We start from the raw sequence: 19,575 nt of genomic DNA on the forward strand, positions 1-19,575 counted from the left end.
GAGACGTAATTTAAAGGTCGATCAGTATGCGCGTCGGATCTTCGATCGCGTTCTTCAGCGCGACGAGGAAGGTCACCGCCTCGCGGCCGTCGATCAGGCGGTGGTCGTAGCTCAGCGCGAGATACATCATCGGGCGGATGACGATCTGGCCATCGACCACCACGGCACGGTCCTCGATGCGGTGCAAGCCGAGCACGGCGCTTTGCGGCGGGTTGATGATCGGGGTCGACATCAGCGAGCCGAACACACCGCCATTGGAGATGGTGAAGGTGCCGCCCTTCATCTCGTCCATCTTGAGCGTGCCGTCCTTGGCGCGCTTGCCGAAATCGCCGATCGTCTTTTCCACCGCAGCGACGCTCAGCTGATCGGCATCGCGGATCACCGGCACGACCAGGCCGCCCGGCGACGACACCGCGACCGAGATATCGGCATAATCGTGATAGACGATATCCTCGCCGTCGATCGACGCGTTGACCGATGGAATGTCCTTCAGCGCCATGCACGCGGCCTTCACGAAGAAGCCCATGAAGCCGAGCCGCACGCCGTGCTTCTTCTCGAACAGATCCTTGTACTTGGTCCGCGCTTCGATCACCGCGGTCATGTCGACGTCGTTGAACGTCGTCAGCATCGCGGCGGTATTCTGCGCTTCCTTCAGCCGCTTGGCGATCGTCTGGCGCAGGCGCGTCATGCGCACGCGCTCTTCCTTGCGGCCAGTCGATTGCGCGACGGAGGGCGACGCGACCGGTGCGGTCGGTGCCACGACGGGTGCCGCAGCCGGCGTCGCGGCGGCGGCAATCACATCGTCCTTGGTGATGCGGCCATCCTTGCCGGTGCCCTTGACGGTCGCCGGATCGACGCCGTGTTCGAGCACCGCGCGGCGCACCGACGGCGAGAGGGCAGCGGGGCCATCGTCCGATGCCGGGGCCGGCTCGGCCGCCTTGGGTGATTCAGTGACGGCAGGCTGCGGCGCAGCCGCCTGAGCGGGCGCGCCCGCACCACTCTCGATCGTCGCGATCATCGCGCCGACCTGTACCGTATCGCCGACCTGGACCGCATGCGCGCCCATCACGCCGGCGACCGGCGACGGCACTTCGACCGATACCTTGTCGGTTTCGAGGCTCGCGATCGGCTCATCCACCGCGACCGCGTCGCCGGGCTGCTTGAGCCATTCGCCGAGCGTGGCTTCAGTGATCGATTCGCCCAGGACCGGGACTGTGACTTCGGTTGCCATATTCTACTTCCGCCTTTTTGTGCTCCCGCGAAGGCGGGAGCCCAGTCTGGGTTCCCGCCTTCGCGGGAACACAAGGTTAGTTCTTTCGTGTCCGCCGAATCTCTTCGCGGACATTGTGACCGAGCGCATCGGCGACGAGCGCGGCCTGTTCCATCTGGTGGCGCTTCATCAGGCCCGTTGCAGGCGACGCGGCAGCGGCGCGACCGGCATAGCGCGCGCGCTGCAGCTTGCCACCGGCCCGGCCGAGGCATTCCTCGATGAACGGCTCGACGAAGAACCAGGCGCCGTTATTCTTCGGCTCTTCCTGCGCCCACACCACCTCCTCGAGATTGGCCAGCGCCTTGAAACGCTTGACCAGCGGCTCGCCGGGGAAGGGATAAAGCTGTTCCAGCCGCACGATCGCGGTGTTCTTGTCGCCCGCCGCATCGCGCGCCTCGATCAGGTCGTAAGCGACCTTGCCGGTGCACAGCACAAGCCGCTTCACGTCCGCATCGGCCGGGGCCGACGGGTCGGACAGGATGCGCTTGAAGTGAGTCTCGCCCTGGAAGTCCGATGCCTTGGACACTGCCATCTTGTGGCGCAGCAGCGATTTCGGCGTGAAGACGATCAGCGGTTTGCGGAACGAGCGGTGCATCTGCCGGCGTAGCAGGTGGAAATAATTGGCCGGCGTGGTGCAGTTCGCGACTTGCATATTGTCCTGTGCGCACAGCTGCAGGAACCGCTCGGGCCGTGCCGAGCTATGCTCGGGGCCCTGTCCTTCATAACCATGCGGCAACAGCATCACCAGGCCATTGGCGCGCAGCCATTTGGCTTCGCCGGCGGCGATGAACTGATCGATCATGATCTGCGCGCCGTTCATGAAGTCGCCGAACTGCGCCTCCCACAGAACCAGCGTCTTCGGATCGGCCAGCGCATAGCCATATTCGAAACCAAGCACGCCATATTCGCTCAAGGGCGAATCGAGGATCTCGACCCGGCCATGCTCGATCTGCGCGAGCGGCAGATATTTATGCTCGTCCTTCTGGTCGACCCAGACGGCATGGCGCTGGCTGAACGTGCCGCGGCCCGAATCCTGGCCCGACAGGCGGACGCCATACCCCTCCGACAGCAGCGAGCCGTATGCCAAAGCCTCGCCTGTCGCCCAGTCGAAATTGGCGCCCGATTTGAACATCTCGCGCTTGGCGTCGATCACGCGGCCCAGCGTCTTGTGGATCGTCAGCCCTTCCGGAACCGTGGTCAGCGTACGACCGAGAGAGTCGAACAATTTGGGTTCGATCCCGGTTTCGAGATTGCGCCGTGCGCTCTCCGCATCGGCCGGCGCGTGCAGCCCGGACCAGCGCCCGGCGAACCAGTCGGCCTTGTTCGGCTTGTAGCTCGCGCCTGCCTCGAACTCGCCTTCGAGCAGAGTCGTGAACTGCTTGATATTGTCGTCGATCCAGGCGCGATCGATCACCTTCTGCTCGATCAGCTTGGCGCCGTAGATCTCGCTGACCGGCGGATGCTGGCGGATCTGGTCGTACATCAGCGGCTGGGTGAAGCTCGGCTCGTCACCTTCATTGTGGCCGAAGCGGCGATAGCACCACATGTCGATGACGATGTCGCGGCGGAACTTCTGGCGGAACTCGATCGCCATCTTGCAGGCGAAGGTCACCGCCTCGGGATCGTCGCCATTGACGTGGAAGATCGGCGCCTGGACGCCCTTCGCGACATCCGACGGATAGGGCGAGGAGCGCGCGAACTGCGGGCTCGTCGTGAAGCCGATCTGGTTGTTGATGACGAAGTGGATGCAGCCGCCGGTATTATAGCCGCGGATGCCGGAGAAGCCGAGGCATTCCCATACGATCCCCTGCCCCGCGAATGCCGCGTCGCCATGGATCAGCACGGGCAGCGAGCCGGTATGCTCTTTCAGATCGTCGGCGATGGTCTGGATCGCACGCGTCTTGCCGAGCACGACCGGGTCCGCCGCCTCAAGGTGCGAGGGATTGGCAACCAGCGACATATGCACGCTGATCCCGTCGAACTCACGATCGGTGCTGGTACCGAGATGGTATTTGACGTCGCCCGATCCGGCCACGTCATCGGGATTGTCCGAGCCGCCGCCGAATTCATGGAAGATCACGCGGAACGGCTTGGCCATCACGTTGGTCAGCACATTCAGCCGGCCGCGATGCGCCATGCCATAGACGATCTCGCGCACACCGAGCTGACCGCCATATTTGATGATCGATTCGAGCGCAGGGATCATGCTCTCGCCGCCGTCGAGGCCGAAACGCTTGGTCCCGACATATTTGCGGCCGAGGAATTTCTCCCACTGCTCGGCCTCGATCACCTTGTTGAGGATCGCCTTCTTGCCGAGCGGGCTGAACTCGATCGCCTTGTCCTTGCCTTCCATGCGGTCCTGCAGGAAGCGGCGCTCATCCACATCGGAGATGTGCATATATTCGAGGCCGACATTGCCGCAATAATTGGCACGCAAGGTACTGACGAGTTCACGCACCGTCGCCCATTCCAGGCCGAGCGTGCCGCCCATATAGACCGGCTTGTCGAGATCGGCGCCGGAAAAGCCATGATATTCCGGCGTCAGATCGGCCGGCAACTCGCGCTTGGACAGGCCGAGCGGGTCGAGATTGGCGGCAAGATGGCCGCGTACGCGATAGGTGCGCACCAGCATCATCGCGCGGATCGCATCGGCGGCGGCGCGCGTGACATCGACCTGCGGGGTGGCTTCCGGGGCAGCGACGGGCTTGGGCGCGGCGCCCTTTACAGGCTTGGGCGCCGGCTCCATCTGAGTCGGATCGAGCGCCGCGGTCAGATCGTCGGTCGTGCTCAGCGGCCAGTTGGCCTGTTCCCAGCTAGGCCCCTGTGCCGACCCTTCGAGCCCTTCGAACCAGGCACGCCATGACGGCTCGACGCTGTCGGGTGACGTCTTGTAGCGCGCGTACAGCGTTTCGATGAACGCGGGGCTCACGCCGCCCGCGATCTCGCTGAAATCCTGGCCTTCATAGCCCATTGGCTGTTCCTCGGCGCATCCCCGGGGAGGTGAGAATGCTCATTGGCCCGCCATCCGGCGGGGGTAGGTTAACCGTTCAGTACCGCAAGCAAGGTCGTGCCGAGCTCCGAGGGGCTGTCCGCCACCCGGATGCCGGCGGCTTCCATCGCCGCAATCTTGTCTTCCGCGCCGCCCTGACCGCCCGAGACGATCGCCCCGGCATGACCCATGCGGCGGCCCGGAGGCGCCGTGCGGCCCGCGATGAAGCCGGCCATCGGCTTCTTGCGGCCGCGCTTCGCTTCGTCGCGCAGGAACTGCGCTGCTTCTTCTTCCGCCGCGCCGCCGATTTCGCCGATCATGATGATCGACTTGGTCGCCTCGTCGGCCAGGAACAGCTCGAGCACGTCGATGAAGTTCGTGCCGTTGACCGGATCGCCGCCGATACCGACAGCGGTGGTCTGGCCAAGGCCTGCATTGGTGGTCTGGAACACAGCCTCATAGGTAAGCGTGCCGGAGCGGCTTACAACGCCGACCGAGCCCTGCTTGAAGATGCTGCCGGGCATGATGCCGATCTTGCACTGGTTCGGGGTCAGCACGCCGGGGCAGTTCGGGCCGATCAGCCGCGATTTCGAGCCGGAGAGCGAACGCTTGACCTTGACCATGTCGAGCACCGGAACACCCTCGGTGATGCACACGATCAGCGGCACTTCGGCGTCGATCGCCTCAAGGATCGAATCCGCGGCGAAGGGGGGTGGAACATAGATCACGCTGGCGGTCGCGCCGGTCGCGGCGACGGCCTCATGCACGGTGTTGAAATTCGGCAGGCCGAGATGCGTCGTGCCGCCCTTGCCCGGCGTGACGCCGCCGACCATCTGCGTGCCGTACGCCAGCGCCGCTTCGGTGTGGAAGCTGCCGGTCTTGCCGGTCATCCCCTGAGTGATGACCTTGGTGTTCTTGTCGACGAGGATGCTCATCCGTTTTTCTTCCTCTTGTTCCCCGGCGAAGGCCGGGGCCCAGTTGGGAAAGCCTCTCAGATCGGCGACAGCGTCTCGAACAGATCATCCCAGTCGGGATTGAGCCCTTCGATTTCCCGCACCTTCCAAGCCCGCTTCCACTCTTTCATGCGCAGCTCGCGCTGCCGTGCCTCTTCGATCGTGTCATAGGCCTCGAACCAGACCAGCAGATGACACTCGTATTGCTTCGTGAACCCTTCGACGATGCCGTTGCGATGTTCCCACACCCGTCGTGGAAGATCACTGGTTACGCCCAGATAGATTGTGCCGTTGCGTTGGCTTGCCATGATATAGACGAAGCCCAGCTTATCCATCGCAGGGGTTCTCCCAACTGGGCCCCGGCCTTCGCCGGGGAACAGCGTGGTTTATTCAACTCAGTTCAGCGACCCATCGATCGCCTTGCACGCGACCAGCAATTCCTTGACCGCATCGACCGACACGGCGAGGTTCTTCTTCGCTTCGTCATCCAGCGCGATCTCGACAATCTTCTCGACGCCGCCCGCACCGATCACCACCGGCACGCCGACGTAAAGATCGTTCACGCCATATTCGCCCTGCACATAGACCGCTGCCGGCAGAAGGCGCTTCTGGTCGTTGAGATAGGCTTCGGCCATCGCGATGCCGCTGGTCGCGGGGGCGTAATAGGCCGAGCCGGTCTTGAGCAGCGCGACGATCTCGCCGCCGCCCGAACGGGTGCGCTGCACGATCGCGTCGATCTTTTCCTGAGTCGACAGGCCCATCTTGATCAGGTCGGGAACCGGGATGCCGGAGACGGTCGAATAGGAAATGACCGGGACCATCGTGTCGCCATGCCCGCCGAGCACGAACGAGGTGACGTCCTTGACCGAGACCTTGAATTCATCGGCGAGGAAATGGCTGAAGCGCGAGCTGTCGAGCACGCCGGCCATGCCGACGACCATGTGATGCGGCAGCCCGGAGAATTCGCGCAGCGCCCACACCATCGCGTCGAGCGGATTGGTGATGCAGATGACGAACGCGTTCGGCGCGTTCTTGGCGATGCCCTCGCCAACGGCCTTCATCACCTTCAGGTTGATGCCGAGCAGGTCGTCACGGCTCATGCCCGGCTTGCGCGCGACACCGGCGGTGACGATGATCACGTCCGCGCCGGCGATATCGGCATAATTATTCGAACCGGTAATCGTCGCGTCAAAGCCTTCGACCGGGCCGCACTGCGACAGGTCGAGCGCCTTGCCCTGAGGGACGCCCTCGACCACGTCGAACAGGACGATATCGCCAAGGCCCTTCAGGGCCGCGAGATGGGCGAGCGTGCCGCCGATGTTGCCGGCGCCGATCAGCGCTATCTTCTTGCGGGCCATCCTTCGTCCTTTTCGGATAAATTAAGCCGCGCGGGCGGCGAACGCGACGGGCCTTAGGCCCGTTTTTACGCTGGGGCAACCGCTAAAGGTACAGGATTACACCAGCTTGATGCAAATCATTCGCAATTGCAATAACTCTTCGGCCTGCCTCTAACCGAAGCACCACAACCTCGAATGTGTGCCCGGGCAATACCACATCATGCGCCGATTCAATGTCCGGGCACACTTATGGCAATGCTGCCGGACAGGGCACTGCTCGACCGGCATTCGCGCGCTGCCCCGCTCTTTGACATCGTTGGTTTTGATTGAGGACGCCCGGCAAATTGCGCGCTGGCTGTTCAGGCAAAAACAGCCAGCATCACTGGCTGTTCCTGGCTGTTCTGCTGGCTGATACCTGGCTGTTATGCTGGCTGTTATTCGATAACAGCCAGCACGGCAAAAGCATTTGAAAACAATACCGAAATGAGGGCCCTGGATCCAACTTAACAGCCAGCAAAAAGAGTTTTCCGGCAGAACAGCCAGCACAGACCGGCATCGGGCGGCAATCGAGCATCAGGCAAGCTTTTCCGGGCCTAGCGCCCGGACGTGCCATGCCCTTCCGCCAGATACTCCTCGGAGCGCATTTCTTCGAGCCGGCTGACCGTGCGGTCGAACTCGAAACGGCCATCGCCCTTTTCATATAGCTGATCCGGCTCGGCATCGGCCGCGGCGAGCAACTTGACCTTATGCTCATACAGCGCGTCGATCAGCGCAACGAAGCGCGCCGCCTCATTGCGGTTCTCGGGGCCGAGCTTGGGAATGCCGACCAGGATCACGGTGTGGAATTTCCGCGCCACCGCGAGATAGTCCGCCGCCCCCCGCGCCTCACCGCACAATTTCTTGAAGGCGAAGACGGCAACGCCCTTCAGGCTTTTCGGCACATGCAGCGTACGCCCGCCCTGCACCGCCAGCTCCTCCGCCGGCACATGCGCGCGATCCTCGGGCGGATAATCGGTCAGGCGGAAAAAGGCCGCGGAAAGCTGCGCCGTTGCCTCGGGCCCATTGGGCACCAGCCAGGTTTCCTGCACCCCGAGCCGGTCGCGGCGATAATCCACCGGCCCGTTGAGCGCGAGCACATCGAGCCTGGTCTGGATCAGCTCGATGAAAGGCAGAAAATGCTCGCGGTTGAGCCCGTCCTTGTAGAGGTCGGTCGGTACGCGGTTCGACGTCGTCACCACCGTCACGCCGCGCGCGAGCAATTCAGTGAACAGCCGCGACAGGATCATCGCATCGGGGCTGTTGTTGACGATCATTTCGTCGAACGCGAGCAGCCGGGTCTCCTCCGCAATCGCCGCTGCGACGGGAAGGACCGGGTCGCCCTTCTCCTTCGCCCGTTCGACGCCGAGACGCTGATGCACTTCGAGCATGAATTCCTGGAAATGCACCCGGCGCTTGCGGCGAATGTCGAGCGTATGGAAGAACAGGTCCATCAGCATCGATTTGCCGCGCCCGACTCCACCCCAGAGATAGATGCCACGCGGCGCCTCCGGCTTCTTGCCGAGGGTGCGCCACAAGATGCTGCCGCGTTTCGGGGTCGCCTCAAGCTCGGCTGCGAGACGATCGAGCCGGCGCGCGGCCTCGGCCTGTTCCGGATCGGCCTTCAATTCGCCGGCCGCCACCAGCGCCTGATACGCGGCAATGACCTTGCTCATTTGAGGCTGGCTGGCGGAGTCGATTTACGCAGCGTGCCGCTGAAGCTCGCAATGGTCGGTTCACCCTCCTGCACCACCAGGCCACGCAGGAACAGCATCCGGCCGGTTTCCCGCAACAGCTCGATATGCGCCTCGAGCGGGACGCCGATGCGTCCGCCGCCGATGAACTGCGCCGACAGGTCGAGCGTCACCGCGCCGCCCGCGCTCAGCACCCCGAACCCGCGACTCGCCGCGAACAGCGCAACATCCATGAACCCGAGCAGCGCGCCGCCATGCACCTGGTCGCGCATGTTCGAATGGTCGTGGCGCGGCATCATGCGCACTCGCGCCAGCCCGTCATCGACCCGCACGAGCAACGGCTCGATAAACGCATTGAACCGGGTCGGATCGCGAAACTGCCAGCGTTTCCAGCCGGGTGCGTCGGGATCGTCCTCGTAGCTGAAGAATGGGTTGGCCGGTTCGGTCACGCGGATGCCTTAAAGAACCCGCTCGACTTCCATCTTCTTGATCTCGGCGATCGCCTTGGCCGGGTTCAGACCCTTGGGGCAGACATTCGCGCAGTTCATGATCGTGTGGCAGCGATACAGGCGGAACGGATCCTCGAGCTCATCGAGTCGCTCGCCGGTCATTTCGTCGCGGCTGTCGGCGAGCCAGCGATAGGCCTGCAACAGGATCGCCGGGCCCAGGAACTTGTCGCTGTTCCACCAATAGCTCGGGCACGAGGTCGAGCAGCAGGCGCACAGGATGCATTCGTACAGCCCGTCGAGCTTCTCGCGGTCCGCCGGCGACTGCAGCCGCTCCTTGCCCGAGGGCGGCGGGGTGACGGTCTGCAGCCATGGCTTGATCGAGGCATATTGCGCGTAGAAATGCGTGAAGTCAGGGACCAGGTCCTTGATCACTTCCATGTGCGGCAGCGGCGTGATCGTTACATCGCCCTTCACATCCTCGATCGCGGTGGTGCAGGCGAGGCCGTTCTTGCCGTCGATGTTCATCGAGCAGGATCCGCAAATGCCTTCACGGCACGAGCGGCGGAAGGTCAGCGAACTGTCCTGCTCGGACTTCATCTTGATCAGCGCGTCGAGCACCATCGGACCGCAGCTGTCGAGGTCGATCTCGAACGTATCGTAGCGCGGATTCTCGCCGGCGTCCGGATCGTAGCGATAGACCTTGAAATTCTTGATCTTCTTCGCCTCGGCAGGCGCCTTGTGGACCTTGCCGTTCTTCTTGATCTTGCTGTTCTTCGGCAGGGAAAACTCAGCCATCGGTACAACGTCCCCGTACAGTCTTGCTGCGCGGTCCCGCCGCGCGATGTCGCCAAGCCGATACACAAGGCGGGGGGTGCCGCAAATGCTTAGACGGCCGTGCGGCATGCGGCCTGTGCAGCCATGCGCTTTTGTTTGTGAAGAGATAGAAGAATTGCGGATCGACGCCAAACCCGGGAAATCCACGACGGAGCGCGCGTGAAACTCATGACCGCGCCGTGCCGTTGATCAGCACGGGCGGCTTCTCGATCTGGCGCAGCGGCCCGCTCTCCCGTCCGGCTCCCGAGATTATCGGGTACCGGGCGGAGGAACGGGCCGGCGCTACTCCCGGCTTGAGTCCGGGCTAGATCTTCATCTGTGCGATGCGGACCCCGCCCCAATCGAGCCCACGGGTGAGGTACATCACTGCCGCCAGCGCTGCGAAGAGCAAGAGCGATCCGATGACCAGCGAATAGGCCTCCAGGCTGAGCAGGATATAGAGCACTCCATAGAGTGCGGTGAGCAGGCCGGCGATATACACGCCGCGCCGCCAGCTGCCGAGCACCGCCGAGGAATAGGCGGTGAGCAGGCCGATGATCGCCCCTGCCGCCAGGACATAAGCGGGCGAGAAGCCGACCACTTCGGCAAAGGCCAGCAGCATGACGAAGAACAGCACCAGCCCGACGCCGACCAGCAGATATTCGACCGTAGAGACACGCACGCCACCGATCACGTCGAACATCAGAAAGGCGATGAAGGTAAAGCCGATGAACAGGAACCCGTATTTCACGCTGCGATTGACCTGGCTGTAGAGATCGACCGGCGTGACCAGATCGACGCGAGCTTCATAGTCCCCCGCCGCCTGGCGCAGCGAGGCAGTGCCGCGCTCATAGGGCTCCTTGACCGCATCCGGCTTGGCGCGTTCGGTAGAAACGAGCGCACTGCCCAAAGCGAGATTGCCGACGCGCCAGGTCGCCGTGAAACCATCGTCCTTGACGCTGGGCGCGATCGGCAGGAATCCGCCAGTGAAACTTGGGTGCGGCCATTTCGAACTGACCGTCCAGCGCGTGTCGCCGGCCTGCGGCAGCAAAGCGAGCCAGCCATTGCCGCGAAAGGCATAGTCGAAGCTGACCGCGATCGTCCGTTCGCGCAGCGCCGCCGCGTCGAGCCAGGTGAAGAAGCCGGAACCGCTGGTTTCGGATGGGCCGTTGCCCGGCTGAAGCGGCAGGCGGCGGCCGTCCACCACCACCGAGGGCGGCGGACCGAACAGGCCGCGCGCATCGCGCAGGCCGAAGCGCAACTCGGCACGGTCAAGCGCAAGTTGATCGATCGTGACGCCGAAACGCTGCAGGTCGGCGGGCAATGCGAACTTCGCAGTGCCGGTGTTGCGCGCTTCATAGACGACAGCATCATAGATCGAACGATGGCGACGTTCGGGCTTCAGGTCCGACTTGATGTCCACGGCGCTCGGCGAGACGGTCAGTTCGCGCCACACCGTGTTGGTCTTCACGACCTGTTTGCCGCCCTCGGTGACGGTCTCGCTGACCTGCTCGCTATAGGGAATGATCAGCACCGGCCCGGCGATTGTCTGCGGTCCGCCCCACCCCTCGGCGATCGATGACCGCGCGGTCTCGGACTGCGACTGGCGATCATAGACGAGCAGGTAAATCGCGAAGAGCGGGATCGCGAGCAGCGCCCCGACCAGAATCGCGAACAGCAATTTACGCCCGGGCGGGCGTTCAGCGACGACATCATCCGACATGATCAACTCCCTCTGTTAGAGAGGTCCGCGATAGGATGCGGCATGGCCGGCGGCCAAAGTTGATCAAGTGAAACCTTTGTGCAGAATATGTGCAGACCGGCCCGATTACAGCGCCCGTGTTACCGCGCCGTCTTGCCACCCGTTGCCGCGATCCAGGCGTCGATCTTCTTTTCCAGCACCGGCATCGGCAGCGCGCCGGTGTCCAGCACCTGCGCATGGAAAGCGCGTGGATCGAATTTGTCGCCAAGCGCCGCCTTGGCCTTCGCCTTGGTCCGGCTGATGGTCAGCTGGCCGATCTTGTAGGCCAGCGCCTGCCCCGGAATGGCGATGTAGCGCTCGACCTCGGCAGTCGCATCGGTTCGCGCCATCGGTGAGTTGGCGAGCATATAATCGATCGCCTGCTCACGGGTCCATCCCTTGGCGTGGATGCCGGTATCGACGACCAGGCGCATTGCCCGGAGCATCTCATCGTTCAGACCGCCCATGCGCTGATAGGGATCGGTTTCCATCCCGAGTTCAGGCCAAAGCGTCTCGGCATACAGGCCCCAGCCTTCGGCATAGGCGGTGTTGCCGCCGAAGCGCATGAACGCCGGCAGTGCGGCGTTTTCCTGAGCGAGACTGATCTGGAAATGATGCCCCGGCTCCGCCTCATGCAGATAGAGCGTCTCCATCTCCCACATATAGCGCGAGGGCAGATCATAGGTGTTGTAATAGAACACGCCCGGCCGCGTGCCATCCGGCGTGCCGCTCTGGTAGGAGCCGCCTGCCTCGGTCTTTTCCTTGTACGCCGGGACCGGACGAATCTCGAGCGGGGTCTTGGGCAGGAGCGAGAACTGCTCCTGGATCCGCGCCTCGATGCGCTTGCCGATTGCGCGATAGCCGTCGCGCAGCTGCTCAGCCGATTTGGGCGCGAACTGCGCATCGGTGCGCAGGAAGGTGAAGAATTCAGGCAGTGTGCCCTTGAAGCCGACCGCCGCCTTCTGCACCTCCATCGCCTTCAGGATGCGCGCGACTTCCGACAGGCCAAGCTGGTGCACCTCTTCGGCCTTGAGCGGCAGCGTGGTACTGGATTCGATCAGATAGGCATAAAGCTTGTCGCCGCCGGGCATACCCGACAGGCCCACACTGTCTCGCGCCGCGGCGAGATAGGTATTGGCGAGGAAATCGCGCATCCGCTTGTGTGCGGGCAGCAGGACGTCGCGGATCTGCGCCGCATAGGCGGCACGCAGCCGCGTCTGGTCGGCGACCGAAATGCCCGCCGGGAAGCTCTTGACCGGACCGTAGAATGCCGATGTCTCGACCCCTTGCGTGATGATGTTGTCGAACTGCTCGATCATGTTGCGCACGGTCAGCTTGGGCTGGACGACCCCGGTCTTCATGCCCTGGCGAAACCGCTCGATCGCTTGGTCGAGCAAGGCGGCATATTGCGTGCTGCGCTTCAGGCTGTTGTCATAGTCCGCAACCGTCTTGAACGGCGCCGCGCCCTGGCCCGATGCGAAATCGGGATAGAAGGTCTGGAATCCGCTGAAATGATCGATCGGCCGGACGATCGTCAGCGCGACGATCTCGGGGCTATAACCGCGCAGGCTGATCTCGGTCGAATTGCGGAACACGTCATAGGCGATCTGATCGACATGAGTGAGCTTGCTGCGATCGATTGCACCAAGCGAGCGAAGATCGGCCTCGCCCGCCTTGCGCTCGCCATCGAGATAGGCGTCGGACAGATAGTCGCCGAGCCGGTCGGCATAGCGCAGGTCGCCGCGGAAAATGGCCGAGATCGGATTGCGCTTCAACGATGCCTCGTCACTATCGTAGAATAGCTGCTTGAGCTTTGCGTCTTCCGCACTGTCGCCGGCGACCGAAGCGGGCGGCGGCAACGCCTGAGACAGAGCCGGCGTGGCGGCAGAAGCGCAGAGCAGAGCGGCAGTCAGCAGTTTGAAACGCAAGGCGGTTTCCTCTGGATAAGATGATGCACTGTCTTATGTCGCTAAACCGCCTGCGACAAGCATCAGATCAAGCCGGACCGGTCGCGCCGCGATCGGTATCTTACGGCTGATCAAGCAGCGAGACGGCGGGTTTGCCTATCGGGGTGGTGGCCATCGCCGGTGTGCGGCGGTCGAGTGCAGCGAGCCACACCCCCGCCCTGGCGCCGATCGACACCTGCGGCAAGGAGGGGGTTACCTTGCCCCTCGCCTCCCACTCACCGACCAGGCGCGCTGCTTCCTCTGCAGCGATAGCGATCGGTTGCGCCTTGCGCAGGGCGTGATTGATCAACGCATCGCCGTAAAAGGTCCAGTCGCTGTCCGCCTGGCATCCGAACGAGGTGCGATCCGCCGACGCAGCGGTCATCACCACACTGTCGTCGGTCGACAACAGGGGGATGAAAATCCCCGAATAACAGGCGCTGACCAGGATCATCCGCCGTTCGATCCCGAGCGCGCCGAGCAGGCTCCACAGCCTTTGCGGCGACACCATGCCGTAACCCGAATCGGCGTCGTTATAGACAATGCCCATCGGCCCGCCATGGCTCGTCGTGTAGAGAATAAGCACGTCTTCCTTGGTGTCGATCAGTTCGGCGACCCGCGCCAGGACCAGAGCGAGCGTGTCGGGCGCACCGCGCGGCAAATTGCTCTCCGCACTGCCGTCGCTACCGGCCAGCACGATCGTACGCCCCGCCGCGTCGTAGCGTCGCGACAGAACCTTGCCGGCTTCGCGCGCCTCGCGTCCGAATACCGGGTCGCTGTCGAGCGCTACGCTGACGATATAGGCGTCCACCACACCCTTGCGTTGCGGCTGCAGGCCGGCAAGCGCGCGGTCGATGCGGCGATGTTCGGCAAGCTGCCATTTCGCCGTGCGATCGCGCTCGGACGACAGGCCGAGATCGGCGAGGTAGGCCGCCTGTTCGGCAGTGATGGCGGAATAGAAGGGCGGCGGCTGAGTATGTTCGGGCGGGCGGTAGGACTGCTGCGCCGGAACGGATGCGGCAGCAAGGGCGATGCTCGCACCGAGAAGCCATTTCGCAATACCGGCAACACGCCCCATGCACACCTCCGCTTGAAGCAGGAATGTCAGTGTGCGCCAGCCCCATGTCAACGGACTGCGCTGATTTTTATTCCATGCGGTACAGAAGAAAAAATCCCGGCATATGCCGCTCAACAAATCTCTGCGGTGAATTTGGGAAGTGGCCCGGGCGGCACCCGTGCTGCCGAGAGATAGAAGCTGTCCGCCGTCAGATGATGGTTGGTGCCGTAAGCCGCAGCCAACACCTTGTTCAGGGCCGGATCATAGGCGGCAAGGTCGGCATCGGACAGCACGACCCGCCCGTCGAATGTCGCCACCATGTTCGAATTGAACCAGAACTGCGTCCCTTCGGCCCAATATTCGTCAACATTGACCGCAGTATATTCGCCCTTCCACAGCCCCTGTTTCAGCGCCGCGGCATAGGCAGCCTCGACTCTTGCGTAGAGAATAGGATCGGCGGCGCGGATCGCATCGAGGATGTTGTGCGAGAATTCATGGACGAAGATGTTCTCGCCGTAATAGCGCGAGCTTTTCCACCCCAGCAGATTCTCGACCGTGCCGGTGGTCAGGATGCCGGCCATGCCCCGCGCGCGGCCATTCCAGTAATCGCGATCGCTTAGTCGACCGATGCGTTCGTCATAATGTTTCGCTTCGCAAAAGGTCAGCCGCGGATCGTCGCGCGGCGGCTTTTTCCAGCCGCGCTGCTCGGGAATATCGACCGTCCCCTCGTCCGCCGCCATCACGGCGACCCGCTGCCCGCGCACGATCAAAGCACGGTTGAGATCGGGCCGCGCCGCGAGCATCGCAACGACGATGTCGTGCGCCTTCAATAGTGCGTCATCGGGCACCTTTGCCGAGGAGATGATCGGGATGCCGCCGGCATCGAGATAGCGGACATAGAACGGATCGAGCGCAAGCACCGCCGGCGGCACGGTGATAACGGGCGGCTCGGCTGATGGCGAGACAGCGCATCCCGGCGCCGCAAGGGCCATTAGGAAGAGCCCGAGGGTCCATGCCAGTGCCCATCTGGCCCGCATCATCGACCGGCTCACCCCGGGATCGGCCCGATCGGCCAGTTGCCCACGGCACTTTCGACCTCGGCGGCCGTCGAAGGGCACATCTCATACAAAGTGAATGCGATCTTGCCGTCGAGATACCAATCCGCGCCGCGTACATCCTTCTCGATGCCGGTCGAATAGCAGACCGCCGCCTTGCTCCCGTCGGCGATCATCAGAATCGCCCAGTTCACATCGCCGCCGCTGGCCGGATCGAAGGTGCGGGAGAAAAGCCTGCCCTGCGTTTTCAGGATCGGGACGGTGACTCCTTTGCCGGCCAGCACATCATCGCGAATATCGCCCGCGGGAACGGCGGCCTCGATCGCCGCACGCACCTGGGGATGGCCGAGGAAGCTGACGCCCTTCACCTTGTCATAGGGATATTTGCCGGCATAGCCGGCCAGATCGGGCGCTGTCCCGCCCCTGGCGAAAATCGGTCCGCCGACCATCATTGTGGCCACCGCGATGGCAGCGCCCAGTTTCGTGCTCATCTTACGCCCACTCCATCCATCCGTCCAAATCCAGACACCGGACGTTACCGCCCGATGTCGCCGCCCTGCACATACAGCGCGCCCTCCTCGCCGGGCGTATCCCATGAGTTATAATCGCCATAGGTGGTGACGGACAGCGATCGCTTGTCGACCTTGTGCTTGAAGATCATCAGGCACAGCCCGTTGCTGCTGCAGCTCTCAATCTCGGGCAGCGCGTCGCAAATGTTCGCCTTGCCGGGCAACGGACCGTCCAGGCCATAGACCTCCTTGGTACAATCGGGTTGCGGCGCCGGAACCCAGCCCTCGCCGATCGCAACCTTGCGGAAAGTGGCATAGGACGGCCCACCTTGCTCGGACGCGCCCTTCAGCAAACTGCTGACGGTTTGTGCCGCTGCCGCCTTGCGTGCAGCCGCAGGATTACCCGCAACCAGCATGATCGCTGCGGCCGATCCGACGATGATCCATTGACGCATAACTCAAAACCCCTGCCACTGAGTAATGCGGCACTTTAAAGCGAGTCGTCCTCGATGCGATAGAGCTGCCAGCAATCAGCCTTTCGAAAGGTGTAGCGCATCTGATAATCGCTATCCCTGCCGGCCAGCGTCACCTCGACTTCGCCCTCAGCTTGGTTCGACACGCTCCGCCGCAAACCGGCATCGGCCTGTTTTCGCGCATTGGGCATGACCGGAAATACCGGCACGGCGATCATGCGCGTCACCGGTTTCGGCTCGGGCTCGGCCATGGCATCGATCACGATGCTCCGCAGCGGACGCGCGGTGAAGGCCCGTTGCGTAGCGACATCGTTCATGAAGGTATCGAGAAAGGCCGGAAAATTCTGTGACGGACAGACCGCGGCAGACGCTGCGGGAACGGCACCGGCCAGTGCAATGAGGATCGCGGTCATGGCGAAGCGGATTTTACGCATCGGACATGTCACGCGCAGAACCGGACTCAACGCAGGTCGCGGGTGAGCTGCCAGCATCCATTGCTGAATTCGAAGATATAGGCACCCGGCTTGCCGATGGTCCGAACAAGTGCGCCCGGATCGTCGCCCTCGCCCTTGCCGTCATATTCGACCTTTATATAATCGACCTGCCAGGTCTTGCCGCTCAGCAAGCGCGGTTTGATCTGCATCTGTTGACGGCTGTCCTGTCCGGCGGGCGCCGCCGCATCGACATACTGATAATCCTGCATCGCGATCCGGTAATCACGATAGTCGCGCCCAATGATGCTGCGCATCAGCTTGCCCGGTTGCTGCAGGGCTCGGACCTCGATCTGCGGTGCCAGATGCGCCTTGCGTACCGCATCATTCTGCGTGAACAATTCGAAGAAGCCGTCAAAATTATCGGACTTGCAGGCGGCGATCGCACTGCTCAGCATCTCGGCATCGGAAACGGTATCGTCCACCCCGGAAGCATGCGCCATGGCGTGCAGCGATGCGGCCCCACACAGCCCAGCCAGCATCACCACCGCCAGCACCATGTTCCCACCGAGACGCATAGGATACTCCATCTACGATTCTCCACGGCCCCGTAAGGGCCGTTCGGAGCCCTCAGTAAACCCGCTTCTTCGGCTTGATATAGTCGATGTCGTCGGTGAGCGTGTAATCATGCACCGGGCGGAAGCCGAGCGTCGTCGCACCGCCTTTGCCGCCCCAGCCGTCGAATGTCGCAGTGGTGTGCTTCATCCAGTTCGCGTCGTCGCGGTCCGGGAAGTCCTCGTTGACGTGTGCACCACGGCTTTCCTTGCGATTGGCCGCGGAGTCCATCGTCACCACTGCCTGGGCAATCAGATTGTCGAGCTCGAGCGTCTCGACCAGATCGGTATTCCAGATCAGCGAGCGGTCCTTCACATCGACATCCGCCATCCGTTGATAGGTCTTGGCGATCTGCGTCTTGCCTTCGTTGAGCAACTCATCGGAGCGGAACACCGCGCAATGCTTCTGCATCGTCCGCTGCATTTCGAGCCGCACCTCGGCGGTCGGCGACCCGCCCTTGGCGTTCCGGAAATGGTCGAGCCGGCCGAGCGCCAGCTCCTCCGATCCCTTGGGCAGCGGATTGTGCGACGTGCCGGGCTTGAGAGTTTCCTTGAGGCGCAGGCCTGTCGCGCGGCCGAACACCACCAGATCGATCAGCGAGTTGGAGCCCAGTCGGTTCGCGCCGTGCACCGAGACGCACGCGGCCTCACCGACTGCGAACAGGCCCGGGACGACGGTGTCCGGATTGCCATCCTTCAGCTGGACGACCTCGCCGTGATAATTGGTCGGGATACCGCCCATATTGTAATGCACGGTCGGTGTGACCGGCAGGGGCTGGCGCGTCAGGTCGACGCCGGCGAAGATCTTGCCGGTTTCGGTGATGCCGGGCAGTCGTTCGTGCAGCACCTTGGGATCGATATGGTCGAGATGGAGATAGATATGATCCTTCTCCTTGCCGACACCGCGGCCTTCGCGGATTTCCATCGCCATCGAGCGTGACACCACGTCGCGCGACGCGAGATCCTTGGCCGAGGGAGCATAGCGCTCCATGAAACGCTCGCCTTCGCTATTGGTCAGATACCCGCCCTCGCCGCGCGCGCCCTCGGTGATCAGCACGCCGGCGCCGTAGATGCCGGTCGGGTGGAACTGAACGAACTCCATGTCCTGCAGCGGGAGCCCCGCACGCAGCACCATGCCACCGCCGTCGCCGGTGCAGGTATGCGCCGACGTCGCGGAGAAATAGGTGCGACCATAGCCGCCCGTCGCCAGCACGACCGAGTGCGAGCGGAAGCGGTGGATCGACCCATCGTCCATGCACAAGGCGATCACACCACGGCACACGCCATTTTCCATGATCAGGTCGAGCGCGAAATATTCGATGTAGAAATCGGCGTCATACTTCAGGCTCTGCTGATAGAGCGCGTGGAGCATGGCATGGCCGGTGCGGTCGGCGGCAGCGCAGGTGCGCTGCGCGGGAGGACCTTCGCCCATATTCTGCATCATGCCCCCGAACGGGCGCTGATAGATCTTGCCTTCATCGGTGCGGCTGAACGGCACGCCGGCATGTTCGAGTTCGTAGACCGCGGCTGGCGCCTCACGCACCATATATTCGATCGCATCCTGGTCGCCGAGCCAGTCCGACCCCTTGACGGTGTCGAACATGTGCCAGGTCCAGTGATCCGGCCCCATATTGCCGAGCGACGCGGCGATACCGCCCTGCGCCGCAACGGTGTGACTGCGCGTCGGAAACACCTTGGTGATGCATGCGGTCTTCAGGCCCGCCTCGGCGATGCCCATTGTCGCACGCAGGCCCGAACCGCCCGCGCCCACGACCACGGCATCATAGGTGTGGTCGATGATCTTATAGGCTGCTTCGGCCATTATGCAGGCGTCCCGGTAAAGGCGATCCGGAGGATCGAGAAGATGGCCACCGCGGCGGTGCCGACGGTGAAGAAGTTGAGCACGATCATCAGCACGACCTGCAGTTCGTCATGGATATAATCCTCGATCAGAACCTGCAGCCCGAGCCGGAAGTGATAGAAGACCGAAGCAACCAGCAGGATCAGCGGGATCGCCACCCAGGCCGATGAAACCCAGTTGCGCACCGTCGCATAATCATAAGCCGGCAGTTGCGCGATCGCGATCATGAACCACAGCATCAGCACCAGATTCGCCGCCGCCGTCAGCCGCTGATGCCACCAGTGATGCGCACCATGCTTTGCGCTGCCGAGACCGCGGACGCGGCCGAGATTGGTGCCGTTGCCCAT

Annotated in this window: 18 protein-coding genes; all 18 read right to left on the bottom strand. The window is 63.0% G+C overall.

Annotated features, from left to right (window positions below; translation table 11 throughout):
* Positions 1 to 10: 10 nt before the first annotated feature.
* The 18 genes from odhB to sdhD all read right to left on the bottom strand — a co-directional run bounded on the left by odhB (position 11) and on the right by sdhD (position 19,575).
* Positions 11 to 1,231 carry a 2-oxoglutarate dehydrogenase complex dihydrolipoyllysine-residue succinyltransferase gene (gene odhB, locus H3Z74_RS13855; protein ID WP_187760224.1) on the bottom strand — a complete coding sequence of 407 codons (1,221 nt, stop codon included), beginning with the start codon at positions 1,229 to 1,231 and terminating at the stop codon, positions 11 to 13.
* 76 nt (positions 1,232 to 1,307) lie between these two features.
* The gene (locus tag H3Z74_RS13860; protein ID WP_187760225.1) at positions 1,308 to 4,241 is read right to left on the bottom strand and encodes a 2-oxoglutarate dehydrogenase E1 component; all 2,934 of its coding nucleotides are present in this window, start codon (positions 4,239 to 4,241) and stop codon (positions 1,308 to 1,310) included.
* A 68-nt stretch (positions 4,242 to 4,309) separates the two neighbouring features.
* On the bottom strand, positions 4,310 to 5,194 hold the full coding sequence (sucD, locus tag H3Z74_RS13865; RefSeq protein WP_187760226.1) for a succinate--CoA ligase subunit alpha: 885 nt from the start codon (positions 5,192 to 5,194) through the stop codon (positions 4,310 to 4,312).
* 56 nt (positions 5,195 to 5,250) lie between these two features.
* Positions 5,251 to 5,547: a GIY-YIG nuclease family protein gene (locus H3Z74_RS13870; protein ID WP_187760227.1), complete on the bottom strand. Its 297-nt coding sequence runs from the start codon at positions 5,545 to 5,547 to the stop codon at positions 5,251 to 5,253.
* Between the two features lie 60 nt (positions 5,548 to 5,607).
* Positions 5,608 to 6,570: a malate dehydrogenase gene (gene mdh, locus H3Z74_RS13875; protein WP_187760228.1), complete on the bottom strand. Its 963-nt coding sequence runs from the start codon at positions 6,568 to 6,570 to the stop codon at positions 5,608 to 5,610.
* A 572-nt stretch (positions 6,571 to 7,142) separates the two neighbouring features.
* Positions 7,143 to 8,261 (bottom strand): cell division protein ZapE, encoded by a 1,119-nt coding sequence (gene zapE / locus H3Z74_RS13880; RefSeq protein ID WP_187760229.1) that lies wholly within the window; start codon positions 8,259 to 8,261, stop codon positions 7,143 to 7,145.
* Entirely contained in the window at positions 8,258 to 8,728 is a 471-nt protein-coding gene (locus H3Z74_RS13885; protein ID WP_187760230.1) for a PaaI family thioesterase, read from the bottom strand. Before H3Z74_RS13885 ends, zapE begins: the two co-directional genes overlap by 4 nt.
* A 9-nt stretch (positions 8,729 to 8,737) precedes the next feature.
* Positions 8,738 to 9,523, bottom strand: coding sequence for a succinate dehydrogenase iron-sulfur subunit (locus tag H3Z74_RS13890; RefSeq protein WP_187760231.1), 786 nt, complete (start codon positions 9,521 to 9,523; stop codon positions 8,738 to 8,740).
* A gap of 343 nt (positions 9,524 to 9,866) precedes the next feature.
* Positions 9,867 to 11,264, bottom strand: a complete 1,398-nt coding sequence (creD, locus tag H3Z74_RS13895) for a cell envelope integrity protein CreD (protein ID WP_187760232.1) — start codon at positions 11,262 to 11,264, stop codon at positions 9,867 to 9,869.
* Between the two features lie 119 nt (positions 11,265 to 11,383).
* On the bottom strand, positions 11,384 to 13,210 hold the full coding sequence (locus H3Z74_RS13900) for a DUF885 domain-containing protein (protein WP_187760233.1): 1,827 nt from the start codon (positions 13,208 to 13,210) through the stop codon (positions 11,384 to 11,386).
* Positions 13,211 to 13,310: 100 nt separating this feature from the next.
* Complete coding sequence (locus H3Z74_RS13905; protein ID WP_187760234.1) at positions 13,311 to 14,306, bottom strand: C13 family peptidase; 996 nt, start codon at positions 14,304 to 14,306, stop codon at positions 13,311 to 13,313.
* Positions 14,307 to 14,416: 110 nt separating this feature from the next.
* Positions 14,417 to 15,217, bottom strand: a complete 801-nt coding sequence (locus tag H3Z74_RS13910) for a glycoside hydrolase (RefSeq protein ID WP_187760235.1) — start codon at positions 15,215 to 15,217, stop codon at positions 14,417 to 14,419.
* A 116-nt stretch (positions 15,218 to 15,333) separates the two neighbouring features.
* Positions 15,334 to 15,831: a hypothetical protein gene (locus H3Z74_RS13915; RefSeq protein WP_187760236.1), complete on the bottom strand. Its 498-nt coding sequence runs from the start codon at positions 15,829 to 15,831 to the stop codon at positions 15,334 to 15,336.
* Between the two features lie 44 nt (positions 15,832 to 15,875).
* Positions 15,876 to 16,304, bottom strand: a complete 429-nt coding sequence (locus tag H3Z74_RS13920; RefSeq protein WP_187760237.1) for a hypothetical protein — start codon at positions 16,302 to 16,304, stop codon at positions 15,876 to 15,878.
* A gap of 35 nt (positions 16,305 to 16,339) precedes the next feature.
* Positions 16,340 to 16,756 carry a hypothetical protein gene (locus H3Z74_RS13925; RefSeq protein ID WP_187760238.1) on the bottom strand — a complete coding sequence of 139 codons (417 nt, stop codon included), beginning with the start codon at positions 16,754 to 16,756 and terminating at the stop codon, positions 16,340 to 16,342.
* Positions 16,757 to 16,782: 26 nt separating this feature from the next.
* Positions 16,783 to 17,343: a hypothetical protein gene (locus tag H3Z74_RS13930; protein WP_229726578.1), complete on the bottom strand. Its 561-nt coding sequence runs from the start codon at positions 17,341 to 17,343 to the stop codon at positions 16,783 to 16,785.
* A 40-nt stretch (positions 17,344 to 17,383) separates the two neighbouring features.
* Positions 17,384 to 19,189, bottom strand: coding sequence for a succinate dehydrogenase flavoprotein subunit (sdhA, locus tag H3Z74_RS13935; protein ID WP_187760240.1), 1,806 nt, complete (start codon positions 19,187 to 19,189; stop codon positions 17,384 to 17,386).
* On the bottom strand, positions 19,189 to 19,575 hold the full coding sequence (gene sdhD, locus H3Z74_RS13940) for a succinate dehydrogenase, hydrophobic membrane anchor protein (protein WP_187760241.1): 387 nt from the start codon (positions 19,573 to 19,575) through the stop codon (positions 19,189 to 19,191). Before sdhD ends, sdhA begins: the two co-directional genes overlap by 1 nt.

This window comes from Sphingomonas alpina, from assembly GCF_014490665.1.
Taxonomy (GTDB): domain Bacteria; phylum Pseudomonadota; class Alphaproteobacteria; order Sphingomonadales; family Sphingomonadaceae; genus Sphingomonas; species Sphingomonas alpina.

Coding starts and splice junctions, on each gene's coding strand:
- H3Z74_RS13905 (WP_187760234.1), bottom strand. CDS start 14,306: ATGGGGCGTGTTGCCGGTATTGCGAAATGGCTTCTCGGTGCGAGCATC.
- H3Z74_RS13920 (WP_187760237.1), bottom strand. CDS start 16,304: ATGCGTCAATGGATCATCGTCGGATCGGCCGCAGCGATCATGCTGGTT.
- sucD (WP_187760226.1), bottom strand. CDS start 5,194: ATGAGCATCCTCGTCGACAAGAACACCAAGGTCATCACTCAGGGGATG.
- mdh (WP_187760228.1), bottom strand. CDS start 6,570: ATGGCCCGCAAGAAGATAGCGCTGATCGGCGCCGGCAACATCGGCGGC.
- H3Z74_RS13925 (WP_187760238.1), bottom strand. CDS start 16,756: ATGCGTAAAATCCGCTTCGCCATGACCGCGATCCTCATTGCACTGGCC.
- H3Z74_RS13890 (WP_187760231.1), bottom strand. CDS start 9,523: ATGGCTGAGTTTTCCCTGCCGAAGAACAGCAAGATCAAGAAGAACGGC.
- sdhD (WP_187760241.1), bottom strand. CDS start 19,575: ATGGGCAACGGCACCAATCTCGGCCGCGTCCGCGGTCTCGGCAGCGCA.
- zapE (WP_187760229.1), bottom strand. CDS start 8,261: ATGAGCAAGGTCATTGCCGCGTATCAGGCGCTGGTGGCGGCCGGCGAA.
- H3Z74_RS13915 (WP_187760236.1), bottom strand. CDS start 15,831: ATGAGCACGAAACTGGGCGCTGCCATCGCGGTGGCCACAATGATGGTC.
- H3Z74_RS13870 (WP_187760227.1), bottom strand. CDS start 5,547: ATGGATAAGCTGGGCTTCGTCTATATCATGGCAAGCCAACGCAACGGC.
- sdhA (WP_187760240.1), bottom strand. CDS start 19,189: ATGGCCGAAGCAGCCTATAAGATCATCGACCACACCTATGATGCCGTG.
- odhB (WP_187760224.1), bottom strand. CDS start 1,231: ATGGCAACCGAAGTCACAGTCCCGGTCCTGGGCGAATCGATCACTGAA.
- H3Z74_RS13930 (WP_229726578.1), bottom strand. CDS start 17,343: ATGGAGTATCCTATGCGTCTCGGTGGGAACATGGTGCTGGCGGTGGTG.
- creD (WP_187760232.1), bottom strand. CDS start 11,264: ATGTCGGATGATGTCGTCGCTGAACGCCCGCCCGGGCGTAAATTGCTG.
- H3Z74_RS13860 (WP_187760225.1), bottom strand. CDS start 4,241: ATGGGCTATGAAGGCCAGGATTTCAGCGAGATCGCGGGCGGCGTGAGC.